The following is a 16,334-nucleotide window of genomic DNA, read 5'->3' as shown; positions in this document are numbered from 1 at the left end:
AACCAGCCTAGGGGGATTAATATGAAGAGCGGACTGGTATTGGAGGGCGGTGGCATGCGCGGAGTTTATACCGGTGGCGTTCTTGAAAAGCTATTAGAAGAAGGGATTTTCGTCGATTATGTAATAGGGGTTTCAGCAGGAGCCTGCCATGCGTCTTCCTATATTTCCAGACAAAACGGCCGTAATCGGGAAGTGACCATCGGCTATGTCAACCATCCGGAATATATCTCAGTTAAGAATTTTCTGGTAAAGCGGGAGCTCTTTGGGATGGACCTGATCTTTGATGAAATCCCGAACAGCCTGGTGCCTTTCGATTATGACCGTTTTAATGATGCGACAGAAGAGTTTGTAGTGGGTGCGACGGATTGTCTGACAGGAGGAGCGGTTTATTTTGAAAAGCCAAATCGGCCGGAAGACATGCTGGCAATTGTCAGAGCTTCAAGTTCTCTTCCCTTGATGTCGCACCCGGTGGAATTTGACGGTAAGTACTTAATGGACGGCAGTATTGCAGACCCACTTCCTATCCGTAAAGCGCTATCAGATGGTGTAACAAAGCCGATAATTGTTCTAACAAGAGAAAAAGGCTATCGAAAAAAAAGAAGTAGGTTTGCCAGAATCCTACCCGCATTTGTTAAGCAGTATCCAACTATCGCAAAAACAATGGAGAACCGGCATCTGTATTATAATGACACGATGGAGTTTATCGAACAATTGGAAAATCAAGGTCTAGCTATGGTGATAAGACCGATAGACCTGTATAAAATCAAAGGGATAGAACGGGATCCGATGAAGCTGGAAACCTTGTACAATCAAGGCTATCGAGATGTCACGGCCAGATTTGATGAACTGCTTGATTTTCTACAGAAATAAGTTTTGTGAACTTCAGGAATCGCATCGTGGTAAAGTTAAGGTGAGGTGATAAATTATAATAGTTAAGTTAAATCATCAGGACAAACAAATCGCCAAAGAAATTCAGCAAATCCAGCAGGCTGCCTATCGGGTAGAAGCTCAGTTGATGGGCTTTGACGGAATTCCACAACTTTATGAAAAAGTCTCTGAAATTCAGAAAAGCACTGAAACGTTTGCTGGTTATAGTGAAGAGCAGTTGCAGGGGGTCATATCATTTCAAATCGATGAAGGCATCTTAGCTATTCACCGGCTGGTAGTTAGCCCGACCTATTTTCGTAAAGGCATTGGCAAGCGGCTGGTGGAATATTTGCTCGAGCATTATAAAGGCTACGAGTTCGTAGTTAGCACCGGCACCGCAAATAAACCGGCAATTGCCCTTTATACGGCCTACGGCTTCCAGGAACAGCGCTTAATAGAAGTGGCTCCCGGCATCCACTGTACCCAATACAGTTTGAGCAATTAAGGGGAAAAATATATAACCAGATTCTAAAATAAAAGCTTGAGGTGTATTCATGAGATTAGATGATATTGATCGAAAGATATTAGCGTTATTGACTGCAAATGGCCGAATTTCATATGTGGATATTGGCAAAGAGTTAAATCTATCCCGTGTGGCCATTCGTGAGAGAGTTCACCAGTTAACGGAAACAGGAGTCATCGAAAGTTTTACAGTGGTGATCAATAGTGAAAAAGTCGGTAAAAAAGTCTCTGGTTTTTTCGAAGTAGATTGCGAGCCTGCTTCACTGGTAGAAGTGGCTCAAGCCTTGGCGGATAACCCGAGTGTTGCCAGCTGTTATCAGATGACAGGTCCATCCACTCTTCACATGCATGTACTGGTAGATGATTTTACCGATCTCGAAAAATTCATTAATGAAGAACTCTATGCCCTTGAAGGAATAACCAGAGTTGAAAGCCATATCCTTCTCCGGCGCTTTAAGAGCCGCACGGGTATGAAACTATAAAAGCCTACAGCTAAAAAAAGCTGTAAGGCTTTTTTTGATGATTCAACTGGTTGTATGCCAACCGATAGTTAGTTTTCATGAGTGGAAAATATACAAAAAGTTAGGAAATATATATATATACTGACTTTACGTAAGTGAAATAATAAAAAAATAGTATTTTCGGAAAAAAAGAGTAGATTTATATTTTAGAATGATCTATAATCGGAATTATCAAATTATATACTTTTGGTAAGTAAATTCGAATAAATGCTTAACAAATGATCAGGGGGGATAAAATTGATCGCTTTAATAATACGCCGAGCTTTGCAATTGCTGTTCTTGTTGTTCGGTATTTCATTTCTTGTGTTTTCTTCAATGTACATTGCTCCGGGAGATCCGGCTGCTGTTATTGGGGGACCAACAGCTACAGAATCAGATATTACAGCGATTCGAGATAATCTCGGATTGAATGATCCCTTTCTTACTCAATATGCAAGATATGTAGGGAACGCAGTCCAGGGAGACTTTGGATATTCTTATCAAACTACTCAACCAGTAGCAAATGCGATTATGATTCGGTTTCCTAATACCTTGAAATTAGCAATTGCCAGTATGATTGTGGCAATAATTATCGGAGTTATTACTGGGTTGATCTCCGCATTGAAACAAAATTCTTGGCTGGATATCTCTGCAACCACCTTTGCATTAGCTGGTATATCGATTCCTAACTTCTGGCTGGGTGCTTTGTTGATTTTGGTGTTTGCTGTAAATCTTCAGTGGCTGCCGGTTGGCGGAATGTCGAATCCTTTTTATACAATTGATGGCATTAAAGAATTAATTTTGCCGGCAATCACTCTTGGGACAGGTTCTGCAGCTATGATTGCACGGATGACCAGATCTTCCATGCTGGAAGTAATTCGTGCAGATTATGTTCGGACTGCACGGGCAAAAGGTGTTAAAGAAAAAAATGTAATATGGATCCATACTTTGAAAAATGCCATGATTCCAATCATCACAGTAATTGGATTGAATTTCGGTTTCTTGCTCGGTGGCACAATCATTACTGAGAAAGTATTTGCCATTAACGGTGTCGGGCGTTTAATGATTGATGCAATTGCAGCCCGGGATTTCCCGATGGTGCAAGGTTCCGTTTTACTCGTAGCAACCTTGTTTGTAGTAGTGAATTTAATCGTGGATATCGTTTATACGTATATTGATCCACGCATCAAATACGAGTAGAGAGGAGAGGGAGCCATGACAACGGCCGAAACTATTGAGTCGAAACCTAAAAAAAGAGAAAAATATTATATTACAACTATCCGGCGATTGTTTAAAAATAAACTAGCTATTGTCGGACTGATTATTGTCATTCTGCAGATTTTAATCGCAATATTTGCGCCGTTCATTACCATCCATGACCCCATCAGACAAAATTTAGCAAGCAGTCAAATGCCGGTTTTCAGTGAAGGACATTGGTTGGGGACAGATAATTATGGACGAGACGTTTGGAGCCGAATTGTCTACGGGGCAAGGATTTCCCTTGTTGTGGGAAGTGTTGCTGTAGTTTTGGGACTTGTCGGTGGCATTATACTCGGAATGCTGGCAGGCTATTATCGGAAAATGGATGCTATCATCATGCGATTTGTAGATCTGCTGTTTTCATTTCCAGGGATTTTGCTGGCTATGCTGATCATTGCAATTCTTGGCACAAGCCTAGTAAATGTAGCAATTGCAATTAGTATCTGGTCGATACCTACCTGCGCCCGTATTGTCAGGGGATCCGTATTGTCGATAAAAGAAAAAGAATACATTATGGCAATGCGTTCAATGGGGGCCTCTGATCTTCGTATTATGGTACGTCATATTTTGCCGAACGCTTCGGCTCCGATTATCGTTTTTGCTACCATGCGGATGGCTACAGCGATCTTATCAACAGCCGCTCTCAGTTATTTAGGCCTCGGTGCCCAGCCGCCGACACCTGAATGGGGGGCGATGATCTCGCAGGGACAGGATTTCATGTGGTCATCACCGCATTTGACCATCGTTCCGGGGATTGCTATTATGCTGACTGTTTTTGCTTTTAATGTATTAGGCGATGGCCTTCGGGACGCGCTTGATCCAAATATGGATTTACAACAATAAAACATATAGGGGGAATATATTGATGAAGAAACAATGGTTGCTTTTAGTAACATTAATTGGATTACTGATTTTAAGTGCATGCTCGGAAAGCACAATTCCGGAAGGTACGACGAGCGGAGAAGGTACAACTTCTTCAGAAGCTGTAGAGCAGGAAGTAATTTACGCTTCTACAACAGACGCCGTGGGACTGTCTCCGATCTTGACGAACGATTCGGTATCTTCGAGTGTCATGTCACAGATTTATGAAAATTTGTTTGAGCGTAATCCTGAAACAATGGAACTTGAACCGAAATTAGCTGAATCCTATGAAAATACAGATGAGCTGACATGGGTCATCAAGTTGAAAGAAGGCATTGAATTTCAAGATGGCACACCATTTAATGCCGAAGCAGTAAAATATACATTTGAAAAATTGATAGATCCGGCTACTGCAGCACCCCGTGCTTCTTTGCTAGAACCGATTGATACCGTCACAGCAATTGACGAAACAACTGTAGAAATAAAAACAAAATACCCGTACGGACCTTTATTAGCTGCATTGTCCCACTCGAATGCAGCGATTATTTCTCCTACTGCTGATGAAGCACAGGACTTGATGCAAGAGCCTGTAGGCACAGGGCCTTTCAAATTTGCTAGCTGGAATCAGGGAGATCAAATTGTATTGGAAAAAAATGAAGATTACTGGGACGGAGCTCCAGATTTGGATAGAGTGACATACAAAGTGGTACCTGAAATTTCAACGGCTATTTCTATGCTGCAAACCGGTGAAGTGAATTTTATCGATGCCTTGCCGTCAGAACAATTATCACGTGTTGAATCTTTAGAAAACGTGGAAGTGACGAAAAAAGAGGGGACACCAGTTTATTACCTGACATTCAATCATTCGGAAGAACGTAATCAGAACCCAGATTTCCGAAAAGCGGTGGCGAGCGCAATTGATCGCGATGCTTTCGTTGAAAAACTAAATGGATTGGGTGTTAGAAGCGACAGTATTCTTGGACCGCAAGTGTTCGGTTATGAAGAATCAGCAGACAACGGCGGAACCGCCTACGATCCGGAAGCGGCTAAACAATTGGTGGAAGAAAATGGATTTGGTGATGAGCCAATCAAATTACTCGCTGCCAATCGAGACAACTTTATCCTGATGGCTGAAATCGTACAAGCCCAATTGACGGAAGCTGGATTCAATGTAGAAATTGAAACAATGGAATGGGCAACTTTCCTTGATACAGCTCGTGCAGGTGAATATGATCTGACATTCTTGAGCTGGTCTAATGTAACAAGTGACGGTTCTGAAATGTTCTATCCGAACTTCCATTCTGATAACATCGGTGCTTCAAACCGTGCGCAATACAGCAATCCTGAATTTGACAAACTTGTTGAAGCATCCCGTACTACAGTTGACCAGCAAGAACGTAAAAGCTATCTGGCAGAAGCGAATCAATTGATGCTCGATGAAGATGCAGCCATTGTCATGTACCACGGCGTAGTGACTGCTGCTACAGATCAATCGATCCAAGGTCTTCAATTAGACCCTAACGGCCAATGGTTCTTACAAAATGTAACAAGAGAGTAGGGTGAATATGGCAGAGACATTACTTGAAGTGAAAAATTTAGTGACGTCGTTTCGCACAGCAGAAGGCTCATTACAAGCGGTCAGAAATGTCTCTTTTCATGTAGATAAAGGAGAAACCTTGTGTATAGTCGGAGAATCAGGATGTGGAAAAAGTATTACTTCCTTGTCCGTCATGCGTCTATTGCCTTCAAATGGAACGATTGAAAACGGAGAGATTCAGTTAAGTGGTGAGTCTCTTCAAAGACTTTCCAATGAGCAGATGCGTCAGCTCAGAGGTAATAAAATGTCAATGATTTTTCAGGAGCCTATGACTGCTTTGAATCCGGTGCTGACCATCGGTTACCAATTGCGGGAGCCGCTGTTTTTGCATCACAAATTGTCAAAGGCCGAGGCAAATAACCAAAGCATTGAATTGCTCAGGCAAGTGGGTCTTCCTAATGCTGAAAAGCGCTTGAACCAGTATCCACATGAACTCAGTGGAGGAATGAGGCAGCGTGTCATGATTGCTATGGCACTCGCCTGCCATCCAAGTCTATTGATCGCAGATGAACCAACAACAGCATTGGACGTGACGATTCAGGCGCAAATTTTAGATTTGATAAAAGACCTGAAGGATAAATTGAATATGGGTGTCTTGATGATTACTCACGATATGGGCGTTGTGGCAGAAGTTGCTGATCGGGTCATGGTCATGTATGCCGGTAAAAAAATAGAAGAAGGACCCGTACGTGAAATTTTTGAAAATCCTCAGCATCCCTATACAATTGGTTTATTGAATTCAGTGCCGAATGTGGACGATCCGGAGTTTGAACTAGAGCCAATTCCAGGGAATATGCCAGGTTTGAATGAAAAAATAACGGGCTGTCGCTTCCATCCCCGTTGCAAGTTCGCCATGGATAAATGCAAAACAGACGTGCCTCCAGAATTTAATGCAGGAAAAGGACACTATGCGAGCTGTTGGCTGGTAGACAAGGAGGTGGAACCGGTTGACGACAATCAAAGAAAAACTATTCTTAAAGTCTGATATTTTATTGGAATTAGACGGAGTAAAAAAGTATTTTCCCATTAAAGCCGGTATATTAAAACGGGTAAAAGGAAATGTCAAAGCGGTAGAATCCGTTTCCCTAAAGCTCTATAAAGGGGAAAGTCTTGGAGTTGTCGGAGAATCAGGATGCGGTAAATCGACTCTGGGCAGAACGATTTTAGGACTGGAAGAACTAACGGATGGAAAAATTTTCTTCAATAAGCAGGAGATTCAAGATTTAAAGCGAAAAGAGAAGAAGAAGTTTGTTAAAGAAATGCAGATGATTTTTCAAGATCCCTACGCCTCTTTGAATCCTCGCCAGCGAATTGGACATGCATTGGATGAAGTATTTAAAATGCATACCAATATGCCTTTGCAGGAAAGAAGAGACGCAGTGGAGGATTTATTAAAGGAAGTGGGATTGAAACCAGAGCATTACGACCGGTATCCCCACGAATTCAGCGGTGGGCAGCGGCAACGTATTGGGATTGCGCGGGCAATTGCTTTAAATCCACAATTCATCATTTGCGATGAAGCCGTTTCAGCGCTGGATGTTTCCGTACAGGCACAAATATTGAAGCTTTTGAAAACATTGCAGGAAAAGTACAATCTTTCTTATTTATTCATTTCACACGATTTAGGGGTGGTTCGTTATTTCTGCGACCGTGTACTGGTCATGTATTTGGGGAATGTAGTAGAGATGAGCGATGTTTCCAGTATCTTTAAGAATCCGCTCCATCCTTATACTCAGGCATTATTGTCAGCTATTCCAAGACCGACAGTAAACGCTAAAAAGGATCGTGTACGTTTAGTAGGGGATATGCCAAATCCGGCAAATCCGCCTTCGGGCTGTCCTTTCCATACTCGCTGTCCCATCGCACAGGAAATATGCAAAGTGGATAAACCTGCATTTATTGAACATGAAAAAGATCATTTTGCAGCTTGCCATTTTGCCGGATAACAATAAGCCGAATGCGGGAAGTGTTTCCGTATCCGGCTTTTATTCTGACAGGAGGAATATTCATGGACTATTTAAACAATCCATTTACATCACAGCGCCATACAGTATTTTCAAAAAAAGGAATGGTGGCCACGTCTCAACCATTAGCGGCACAAGCTGGCATTGAAGTTATGCAAAATGGCGGAAATGCCATCGATGCCGCTATTGCCACCGCTGCGGCATTGACCGTTGTCGAGCCAACTTCGAATGGCATTGGGGGAGATGCCTTCGCTTTGGTCTGGGTCAAAGACAAGCTGCATGGCTTGAACAGTTCTGGCCCTGCACCGAAAAGTATTTCTCCAGAAGCGGTCAAAGCGCTTGGTTTCGAAAAAATGCCTACATTCGGCTTAGTGCCTGTAACAGTACCAGGAGTACCGGCTGCATGGGCAGAGTTATCGAAGAAATTTGGCAAATTATCACTTGCAGATGCTTTAAAGCCCGCAATCCGCTATGCGGAAGAAGGATACCCACTAACACCGATTCTCGGGAAATATTGGAAAGCTGCTTATTCAAAATACAAAACTTCATTTACCGGCGAAGAATACCAAGGCTGGTTTGATACCTTTGCGCCCAACGGCCGGGCACCTGAAATCGGCGAAATGTGGTCGTCCCCTGGCCATGCCAGTACTTTGATTGAAATCGGGCAAACTGATGCACGGTCTTTCTATGAAGGGACGATTGCGGATAAAATCGATGCCTTCATGAAAAAACATAATGGATTTCTATCTAAAAAAGACCTGGAAGCATTTGAGCCCGAATGGGTTGAACCGGTTTCATCAGAATATCGTGGCTATGAAGTATGGGAAATTCCACCGAATGGACAAGGAATGGTCGCACTTATGGCTTTAAATATTTTCAAAGAGCTGGGCCAACCGAAATGGCAGTCTGCAGAGACTTTCCACGAACAGATTGAAGCGATGAAACTGGCATTTACAGATGGCAAAGCATTTATTACAGAGCCCGAAAATATGCCTGTCAGCACGGAGCATCTATTGTCTCAAGAATATGCCGCAGCTCGCGCTAAAACTATTGGCGAAATCGCTTCTAATCCGGTGCCTTACGAATTACCTAAAGGCGGTACGGTTTACTTGTCTACAGCAGATGAAGAAGGCAATATGGTTTCTTATATCCAAAGTAATTACATGGGCTTTGGCTCAGGAATCGTCATTCCGGATACGGGTATTGGACTGCAAAACCGCGGGGCAGATTTCTCTTTGGATCCAGAACACCCAAATATTTTGGCAGGAGGAAAAAGAACTTTTCACACCATCATCCCAGGATTTCTTACGAAAAATGGAAAGGCAGTCGGTCCTTTTGGTGTGATGGGCGGATATATGCAGCCGCAGGGCCATTTTCAGGTGGTTACTAATACCATTGACTATTTAATGAATCCCCAAGCCGCACTCGATGCACCGAGATGGCAGTGGATGGAAGGAAAAACCATACTTGTGGAACCTAACTTCCCGAATTACCTAGCACAAGCTTTAGCCCGTAAAGGCCACCAAATTCAAGTCGCGACAGATGGCGGCAGTTTCGGAAGAGGACAGATCATTTGGCGCAATCCCGAGACAGGCGTATTGGCTGGAGGTACCGAATCGCGTACAGACGGCGCGGTAGCTGTTTGGTAGGCGCCAAGAAAGTGGGGGAGGAGCAAGTGGAGCGTTCCGGACTGAAAATCAATAAGGATATTTTTTCAGCATTTTTCCGCGTAGGCCTTCTTGGGTTCGGCGGTGGACCTGCCGCTATCCCACTTTTTCATCGCGAAGCCGTTATCAACTACAAATGGATGACAGAAGACGAGTTTGGGGACACTTTAGCATTGGGAAATACCATGCCAGGTCCGATTGCCACGAAAATGGCAGGGTATATCGGTTACCGTGTCAATGGGATAATCGGCTGCCTTGTGGCATTGGCTGCTTCAGTTGTTCCAACAGTAGTACTGATGATCATCCTTTTAGGGATTTTACAAAAATACAAAGATCTTGAATGGGTCAACAGCATGTCGGCTGCAGTGGTGCCAGTCGTTGGCGTTATGCTGGCAGTCATGACGTGGGACTTTTTTCAGAAATCAGGCAAGGCTCTGGGAATCGGCCGCGCTATCCTGTTTACAGCCATCGCTATCATTCTGTTGGAATTTTTGAATATCCATCCCGCAATCGTCATATTAGGGGTTCTGATACTTTCCTTAACTTCCTTTAAGAAAGAGGTGGGGTCAAAATGATTTATTGGTCCATCTTTTTGGCATTTTTTATCCCGGGAATTTTGGGTTATGGAGGGGGACCTGCTTCGATTCCACTTGTGGAAAAAGAAGTGGTGGACCGCTATGGCTGGATGACAACTCAGGAATTTGGGGAAGTCTTGGCTTTAGGTAACGCGCTGCCAGGCCCAATTGCAACAAAAATGGCAGGATACATCGGCTATATGGAAGGCGGAATACTGGGGTCAGTTGTCGCTTTATTCGCTTCAGTGGCGCCGTCTCTTATTCTGATGGTTGTTTTGATGGTGACTCTTTTGAAATACAAGGATTCGCCGAAAGTCAAAAACATCACAAAGCTCGTTCGCCCGGTCATCGCCGTTTTGCTTGGTGCCATGACACTTCAGTTTTTCATGACTTCTATCGATACATCAGGAACCGTGCAGACAGTCATGCTGATTTTGGTCAGTTATTGGCTATTGGAAATCAGAAAAGTCCACCCGGCATTTGTTATTTTAATGGCGCTCGGTTATGGTGCTGTGTCGGGAATGATTTAATTTTGTGTCGGGAGAGTAGTAGTAAGTAAACCAAGCCATCCGATTGTGGGTGGCTTTTTGCTGTCGTAAAAAGCTCAGGCGTTATTATTTACTTTTAATTCAATACCTTATAATGTAGATAACGAGGATAAACTTTATCCGTAATTGAAAGAGGTTGATTTGGATGCACATGAAACCAGGCGTAGAACAATCGGTGTACGCCATTCTTCTATTGAACATGCTACCGGACAAAGCAGTACTTCCGGGTGAAGCCATCAGCCAGCAACTGGGGACTTCCCCGACGTATTTTCAGAAGCTCTTAAGAAAACTGGTCAGTTCAGGCTTGATCACTTCTGTACCAGGTGTTAAAGGTGGCTTTAAATTGAATAGGAAATCTGAAGATATTAGCGTTTTGGATATATATGTGGCAATTGAAGGCCAGCAATCGCTTTATTCACCAAGTGGTGTGTTAGGAGATCTGTTGGAGCTTGAGGAGCCTGAACGGTGCTGCCTACTGACAGATTTAATGGTCGAGGCAGAGAATGCCTGGCGTGTTCGACTGGAACAACAAACGATTGCTTGTCTTTCTGAGAAAATGAAAGAAGAGCGTTTCCAGGAAAAAACAGAAAAGTTGACCGATTGGCTTTCTCAAAAGCGGATCGGGTAAAAACGAAAAGAGGAACTAGAATGATCGATATTTTGCCGCGCATTAATCAGTTAGCCAAAAAGTACGCGGAGAAGGATTAACCAATGCGGAGAAGGTAGAGCAACAAGTATTGCGCGAAGACTATTTGCGCTCAATCCGTGGTCAAGTAGAATCCACTGTTACCAGTATGACGGTCATTGATCCACTTGGTGACAATGTGACTCCTGACAAAGTACGAACAAAAAAATCATTTAATCATAGAGAGTTCAAAATAGAAAGGAAGAACAAAATGAACGATTATTTAGTGAGAGCTTTGGCCTATGATGGGCAAGTGCGCGCATACGCTGCACGAACAACAGAAACTGTAGGAGAAGCTCAGCGACGCCATTACACGTGGCCGACTGCATCGGCGGCGCTTGGCCGTTCAATGACAGCCAGCGTCATGCTTGGTGCCATGATGAAAGGTGAAGAAAAATTGACAATCCGCATCAACGGGGGAGGTCCGATTGGAACGATCCTAGTGGATGCCAATGCTAAAGGCGAAGTCCGGGGCTATGTAACAAACCCGTTAACTCATTTTGATTTAAACGAGCAAGGCAAGCTTGATGTCAGAAGAGCTGTCGGTACGGAGGGAACATTATCGGTATCCAAAGACATCGGATTGCTTCAGCCATTTGTCGGGCAGGTTCCGTTAGTATCCGGTGAATTAGGGGACGATTTTACTCATTACATTACTACATCCGAGCAAATCCCTTCTTCTGTAGGTGTTGGTGTTATCGTTAATCCCGATAACACCATTCAAGCTTCAGGTGGATTTATCATTCAATTGTTACCAGGAACTGAAGAACAGATCATTACGGATATTGAAGAGCGTTTGAAAGTCATTCCGACCATTTCAAATATGGTTCGACAAGGATTGACGCCGGAAGATATCTTAACTGAGGTGTTGGGCAGCGGCAATGTTAAGGTACTTGATGAAATGCCCGTCCAGTTTCAATGCCAATGCTCCAGAGACCGTATTTCCAGAGCCATCCAAAGTCTCGGCGCTGCTGAAATTGAAGACATGATCGTTACAGATGGCAAAGCAGAAGCACAATGCCATTTCTGCAATGAAAACTACTTGTTCTCAAAAGAAAATCTGGAAGATATGCTGAATCCACAGTCATAAGACTACCAACAGGTCCATGCATAGCCATGCCTTGGACCTTTTCTTTTGGAACAATAGAAAATCTATGTTATTATTATCTTGAATTCGAGATAAGTTTTTTCGACTAAAGAAAGAACTGTAAGCACAGCTTAATTAAATAGAAAAATTTACTTAGCGTAGGCGCATCCACGGGCTAAGCAAAGCAGGAAGACAGGAGTGTTTTTGCCTGTCTTCCTTGCGCGAGCTATGCTCAAAGCGGTTTGGAACAGCTAAATTATCTACACTACAACTGGAGGTTGTTAATAATGAAACATATTTTTCAGCAAGGTACCAATCCTGCCAAACCAACTTTCCTTATGCTCCATGGTACAGGCGGAAATGAAAACGACCTATTAGCCATCGCCGCTCATATAGACCCGGAGGCATCTGTCTTGAGTGTTCGCGGAAACGTATCCGAAAACGGCATGCCGCGCTTTTTCAAGCGTTTATCAGAAGGTGTTTTTGATATGGAAGATCTGAAGTTTCGTACAGAAGAGCTGCATGAATTTATTGGACAGGCAGCTGAGGAGCACGGCTTTGACCGCGGAAATGTCATTGCGATCGGTTATTCGAATGGCGCCAATATTGCCGCTAACTTGCTGTTCACCTATTCAGATGCGTTAAAAGGGGCAAGCCTGCATCATCCAATGGTGCCAAACCGTGATGCGGATTTACCTGATTTAACAGACGTTCTGGTATTCATCGCAGCAGGCACCAACGACCCGATCTGCCCGGCAGAAGAATCGACAGATCTTGAAAAGTTGTTGAAAGGGGCCGGTGCTAAAGTGGAATTGCATTGGGAAGACTTTGGTCATCAATTGACCATGCCAGAAGTAGAAGCAGCTAAAGACTGGTATGACAAGCTATAGAAATGAACCTTCCCTAAAGTTGGGGAGGTTTTTTATTTCGACTTAACAGTAAGATGGATTGGAAGATCTTTTATTGCGAAGATTTTTTTATATAAAGGACGTGAGCTTTTGACAAAGGCAATGGGTTTCATTCATGATAAGAGAAAAGTGACTTGAGGAGGGATGTTAGTGCAAAGCACTTCGCGTATTCAAGAGCAGCTAGAGGCTTGGGTTGAAGATAATAAAGGACATGCCGTATTGGGAACGACCGCGCAATACATACCGGCGCTAGGAAAAGAAGATCCGAGCCAGCTCGGAATTTGTATGGTCGATGATGACGGGAATTATTATTGCGCAGGAGACACGGATAAGGAGTTTACCTTGCAGAGTATTTCAAAAGCGCTGACATTCATCGCATTGAGCTGCCATTATGGCTTGGAATTTGTGTTGGAACGTGTGGATGTGGAGCCAACCGGGGAAGCATTCAACTCGATTATTCCGTTTGAAATCCACCGGCCGAACAAGCCGTTCAATCCCTTTATCAATGCAGGAGCGATTACCATCTCGGCTTTGCTGCCAGGGCAGACCGGCCAGAAGAAATACGAGTTTTTGTTACATTTTCTGGAAGAGCTGGTGGGCCATCCGCTTGAGCTCGATAAGGAAGTGTATGATTCGGAATGGCAATCTTCGCACCGCAATAGAGCACTTGCTTATTATTTAAAAGAAGCAAAATTCCTGGAAATTGAAGTAGAGGAAGCCCTGGACATTTACATCCGGCAATGCGCCATAAAAGTGAGTACGAGGGATTTGGCATTGATCGGTTTGATCATTGCATATGATGGATTCAACCCAATTACAAAGGTAAAGCATTTTTCAGAAGAAATTGCACAGGTTGCAAAAGTTCTCATGGTGACATGCGGCATGTACAATTCATCCGGAAATTTCGCGGCACACGTGGGAATTCCAGCAAAAAGTGGCGTGTCGGGCGGCATCATGGCTGCTGTTCCACCAAAACTCCATTCGCAGACCTATGAATTCCGAGCAGGAGCGGGCATTGGCGTCTACGGACCCGCCATTGATGTGCAAGGAAACAGTGCGGCAGGCACGATGATGCTGCGTCAAATTTCGAAAGAATGGGATTTAAGTATTTTTTAATCTACCCCCCGCAGGCTTTAAGTAGCCGGCGGGTTTTTTTCATGAATAAGGCGGACCCAGATGTGTTTTTTTAAAGAAGACAGGGTAATAGGAGAAAGAATGAAAAAACAGAAGGAGTGGCAAAATGGCAAAAGAACCCAAAGTGCATGAAAACAGCAAAGATGAACAATTAGAGCAGTACCGGGTAGATGATTCTGGAAAAAGCCTAACGACCAACCAAGGACTGAAAATGGCTGAAGATGAATTTTCATTAAAAGCTGGAGAGCGTGGTTCCACTTTGTTGGAGGATTTCCATTTTAGGGAAAAAATGACTCATTTTGACCATGAACGTATTCCGGAGCGAGTTGTCCACGCCAGAGGCTATGCTGCACATGGTGTATTTGAAGCATATGGCTCATTAGAGCATTTAACAAAAGCTAAATTCCTGTCGGGGAAAAGCAAAAAGACGCCAGTATTTGTCCGTTTTTCTACTGTCGCCGGGTCCAAGGGCTCTGCTGAAACAGTAAGAGATGCGCGAGGATTTTCCACGAAGTTTTATACAGAAGAAGGAAATTATGATTTGGTTGGAAATAATATGCCGGTATTCTTTATTCAAGATGCCATTAAGTTTCCCGACTTTGTTCATGCAGTGAAACCAGAGCCTCATAATGAAATGCCACAGGCTGCAAGTGCCCACGATACCTTATGGGATTTTGTCATCAATAACCAGGAAACCGCACATATGATGATGTGGCTAATGTCTGATCGTGCAATTCCACGCAGCTTCCGAATGATGGATGGCTTCGGCGTTCATGCATTCCGTTTCGTCAATGCAGAAGGTAAATCACATTTCGTTAAATTTAACTGGAAGTCGACACTTGGTACTCATTCGCTTGTATGGGACGAAGCTCAAAAGATTGCCGGAAAAGATCCGGATTTCAATCGTCGTGATCTATACGATTCAATTGACCAAGGAAATTTTCCGGAATGGGAGTTAGGCGTTCAGATCATTGCAGAGGAAGATGAGCATAAATTTGACTTCGACTTATTGGATGCGACTAAATTATGGCCGCAGGAAGAGATTCCGATTCAGATGGTCGGCAAGATGACCTTGAACCGCAACGTCGACAATGTCTTTGCGGAAACAGAACAAGTAGCGTTTCACCCGGGGCATGTCGTACCAGGAATCGATTTTTCAAATGATCCTTTGCTACAGGGCCGTCTGTTTTCTTATACCGACACACAGCTGCTCCGTTTGAATGGACCGAATTTCCACGAACTGCCGATTAACCGGCCAGTGTGTCCGTTCCATAATAACCAGCGAGACGGCTTTGGTCGCCAATCAATCAACAAAGGACGGGTTTCTTATCAGAAAAGTTCATTTACCAACAGCACGCCTGCTCCTGTAAGCGAAGCTGAGGGTGGCTATTCTCATTATCAAGAGAAAATGGAAGGTCGCAAAGTGCGTGCCCGAAGCGAAAGCTTTAAAGACCATTTCTCACAAGCCACTATGTTCTGGAATAGCATGACGGAACCGGAACGAAAGCACATTATCGAGGCTTTCAGTTTTGAGCTTGGAAAATGCCAGGAAACGTGGATTCGCGAAGGCGCTGTCGAGATGTTTACCAACGTCAATTTGGAAATGGCACAGGCAGTGGCTAAAAACATTGGCGTAATTCCTCCGACAAGCGGTGGTTCTGATATCACGAAAGCCTCACCCGCGCTGAGCTTGGACAATACTGTGAAATCCCCAGCTACGCGTAAAGTTGGGGTGTTGGTAGATAAAGGCTTCAACGATGCTGAAGTGCTGGAGATTCTCGAAGGACTCGAAGCAAAAGGCGTGCAATATGAAGTCGTCAGTGAAATGCAAGGCAAGCTGAAAGGCTCCAGGGGCAAAGAACTTGAAGTCGATCACACATTTACCACCACTGATCCTGTGCTTTATGATGCGATTTATGCTGTTGGCGGACCGGATGTCAGCAAAAAATTCGCTAAAGAAGCAGCTCGTTATATCGGTGAAGCATTTGACCATTATAAGCCGATCGGTGCAACGCATGATGGCCAGCAATGGATCGAAGCAGCTGGGATTGAAAGCCAGCCAGGTGTGGTGGCCGCAGGTGATGCCTCAAGCTTCACATCGTCATTCCTAGAAGCTATTACGGCTCACCGCCATTGGGATAGACAAGTAGAATAAAGAG

The 16,334-nt window shown here is 43.9% G+C and carries 15 protein-coding genes and 1 pseudogene; all 16 read left to right on the top strand.

Annotated elements, in window-relative coordinates:
* The first annotated feature begins 21 nt into the window (after positions 1-21).
* The 16 genes and pseudogenes from BBH88_RS15405 to BBH88_RS15330 all read left to right on the top strand — a co-directional run bounded on the left by BBH88_RS15405 (position 22) and on the right by BBH88_RS15330 (position 16,330).
* Positions 22-870 (top strand): patatin-like phospholipase family protein, encoded by an 849-nt coding sequence (locus BBH88_RS15405; protein WP_065536543.1) that lies wholly within the window; start codon positions 22-24, stop codon positions 868-870.
* Between the two features lie 145 nt (positions 871-1,015).
* Positions 1,016-1,372: a GNAT family N-acetyltransferase gene (locus BBH88_RS15400; RefSeq protein ID WP_006829406.1), complete on the top strand. Its 357-nt coding sequence runs from the start codon at positions 1,016-1,018 to the stop codon at positions 1,370-1,372.
* Positions 1,373-1,421: 49 nt separating this feature from the next.
* On the top strand, positions 1,422-1,871 hold the full coding sequence (locus tag BBH88_RS15395) for an Lrp/AsnC family transcriptional regulator (RefSeq protein WP_065536544.1): 450 nt from the start codon (positions 1,422-1,424) through the stop codon (positions 1,869-1,871).
* A gap of 276 nt (positions 1,872-2,147) precedes the next feature.
* Positions 2,148-3,089, top strand: coding sequence for a nickel ABC transporter permease (gene nikB / locus BBH88_RS15390; RefSeq protein WP_065536545.1), 942 nt, complete (start codon positions 2,148-2,150; stop codon positions 3,087-3,089).
* A gap of 15 nt (positions 3,090-3,104) precedes the next feature.
* Entirely contained in the window at positions 3,105-3,992 is an 888-nt protein-coding gene (locus BBH88_RS15385) for an ABC transporter permease (protein ID WP_006829409.1), read from the top strand.
* A gap of 22 nt (positions 3,993-4,014) precedes the next feature.
* The gene (locus BBH88_RS15380; RefSeq protein WP_083387797.1) at positions 4,015-5,568 is read left to right on the top strand and encodes an ABC transporter substrate-binding protein; all 1,554 of its coding nucleotides are present in this window, start codon (positions 4,015-4,017) and stop codon (positions 5,566-5,568) included.
* A gap of 7 nt (positions 5,569-5,575) precedes the next feature.
* Positions 5,576-6,592 carry an ABC transporter ATP-binding protein gene (locus tag BBH88_RS15375; protein ID WP_006829411.1) on the top strand — a complete coding sequence of 339 codons (1,017 nt, stop codon included), beginning with the start codon at positions 5,576-5,578 and terminating at the stop codon, positions 6,590-6,592.
* On the top strand, positions 6,555-7,553 hold the full coding sequence (locus BBH88_RS15370) for an ABC transporter ATP-binding protein (protein ID WP_065536547.1): 999 nt from the start codon (positions 6,555-6,557) through the stop codon (positions 7,551-7,553). Before BBH88_RS15375 ends, BBH88_RS15370 begins: the two co-directional genes overlap by 38 nt.
* A gap of 62 nt (positions 7,554-7,615) precedes the next feature.
* Positions 7,616-9,220 carry a gamma-glutamyltransferase family protein gene (locus BBH88_RS15365; protein ID WP_065536548.1) on the top strand — a complete coding sequence of 535 codons (1,605 nt, stop codon included), beginning with the start codon at positions 7,616-7,618 and terminating at the stop codon, positions 9,218-9,220.
* A gap of 26 nt (positions 9,221-9,246) precedes the next feature.
* Positions 9,247-9,813 carry a chromate transporter gene (locus tag BBH88_RS15360; RefSeq protein WP_065537356.1) on the top strand — a complete coding sequence of 189 codons (567 nt, stop codon included), beginning with the start codon at positions 9,247-9,249 and terminating at the stop codon, positions 9,811-9,813.
* Positions 9,810-10,343, top strand: coding sequence for a chromate transporter (locus tag BBH88_RS15355; RefSeq protein WP_065536549.1), 534 nt, complete (start codon positions 9,810-9,812; stop codon positions 10,341-10,343). Before BBH88_RS15360 ends, BBH88_RS15355 begins: the two co-directional genes overlap by 4 nt.
* Positions 10,344-10,506: 163 nt before the next feature.
* The gene (locus BBH88_RS15350; RefSeq protein WP_006829416.1) at positions 10,507-10,989 is read left to right on the top strand and encodes an RrF2 family transcriptional regulator; all 483 of its coding nucleotides are present in this window, start codon (positions 10,507-10,509) and stop codon (positions 10,987-10,989) included.
* A 64-nt stretch (positions 10,990-11,053) separates the two neighbouring features.
* Positions 11,054-12,136: pseudogene (gene hslO, locus BBH88_RS15345) on the top strand (Hsp33 family molecular chaperone HslO); the annotation flags it as partial.
* Between the two features lie 284 nt (positions 12,137-12,420).
* Complete coding sequence (locus BBH88_RS15340) at positions 12,421-13,023, top strand: alpha/beta hydrolase (RefSeq protein ID WP_065536550.1); 603 nt, start codon at positions 12,421-12,423, stop codon at positions 13,021-13,023.
* A 162-nt stretch (positions 13,024-13,185) separates the two neighbouring features.
* On the top strand, positions 13,186-14,157 hold the full coding sequence (locus BBH88_RS15335) for a glutaminase (protein WP_065536551.1): 972 nt from the start codon (positions 13,186-13,188) through the stop codon (positions 14,155-14,157).
* Between the two features lie 124 nt (positions 14,158-14,281).
* Positions 14,282-16,330, top strand: a complete 2,049-nt coding sequence (locus BBH88_RS15330) for a catalase (protein WP_065536552.1) — start codon at positions 14,282-14,284, stop codon at positions 16,328-16,330.
* The last annotated feature ends 4 nt before the right edge of the window (positions 16,331-16,334 follow it).

Source organism: Planococcus antarcticus DSM 14505, assembly GCF_001687565.2.
GTDB classification, from domain to species: Bacteria; Bacillota; Bacilli; order Bacillales_A; family Planococcaceae; genus Planococcus; species Planococcus antarcticus.
This window is presented reverse-complemented; position numbering and strand designations above follow the sequence as displayed.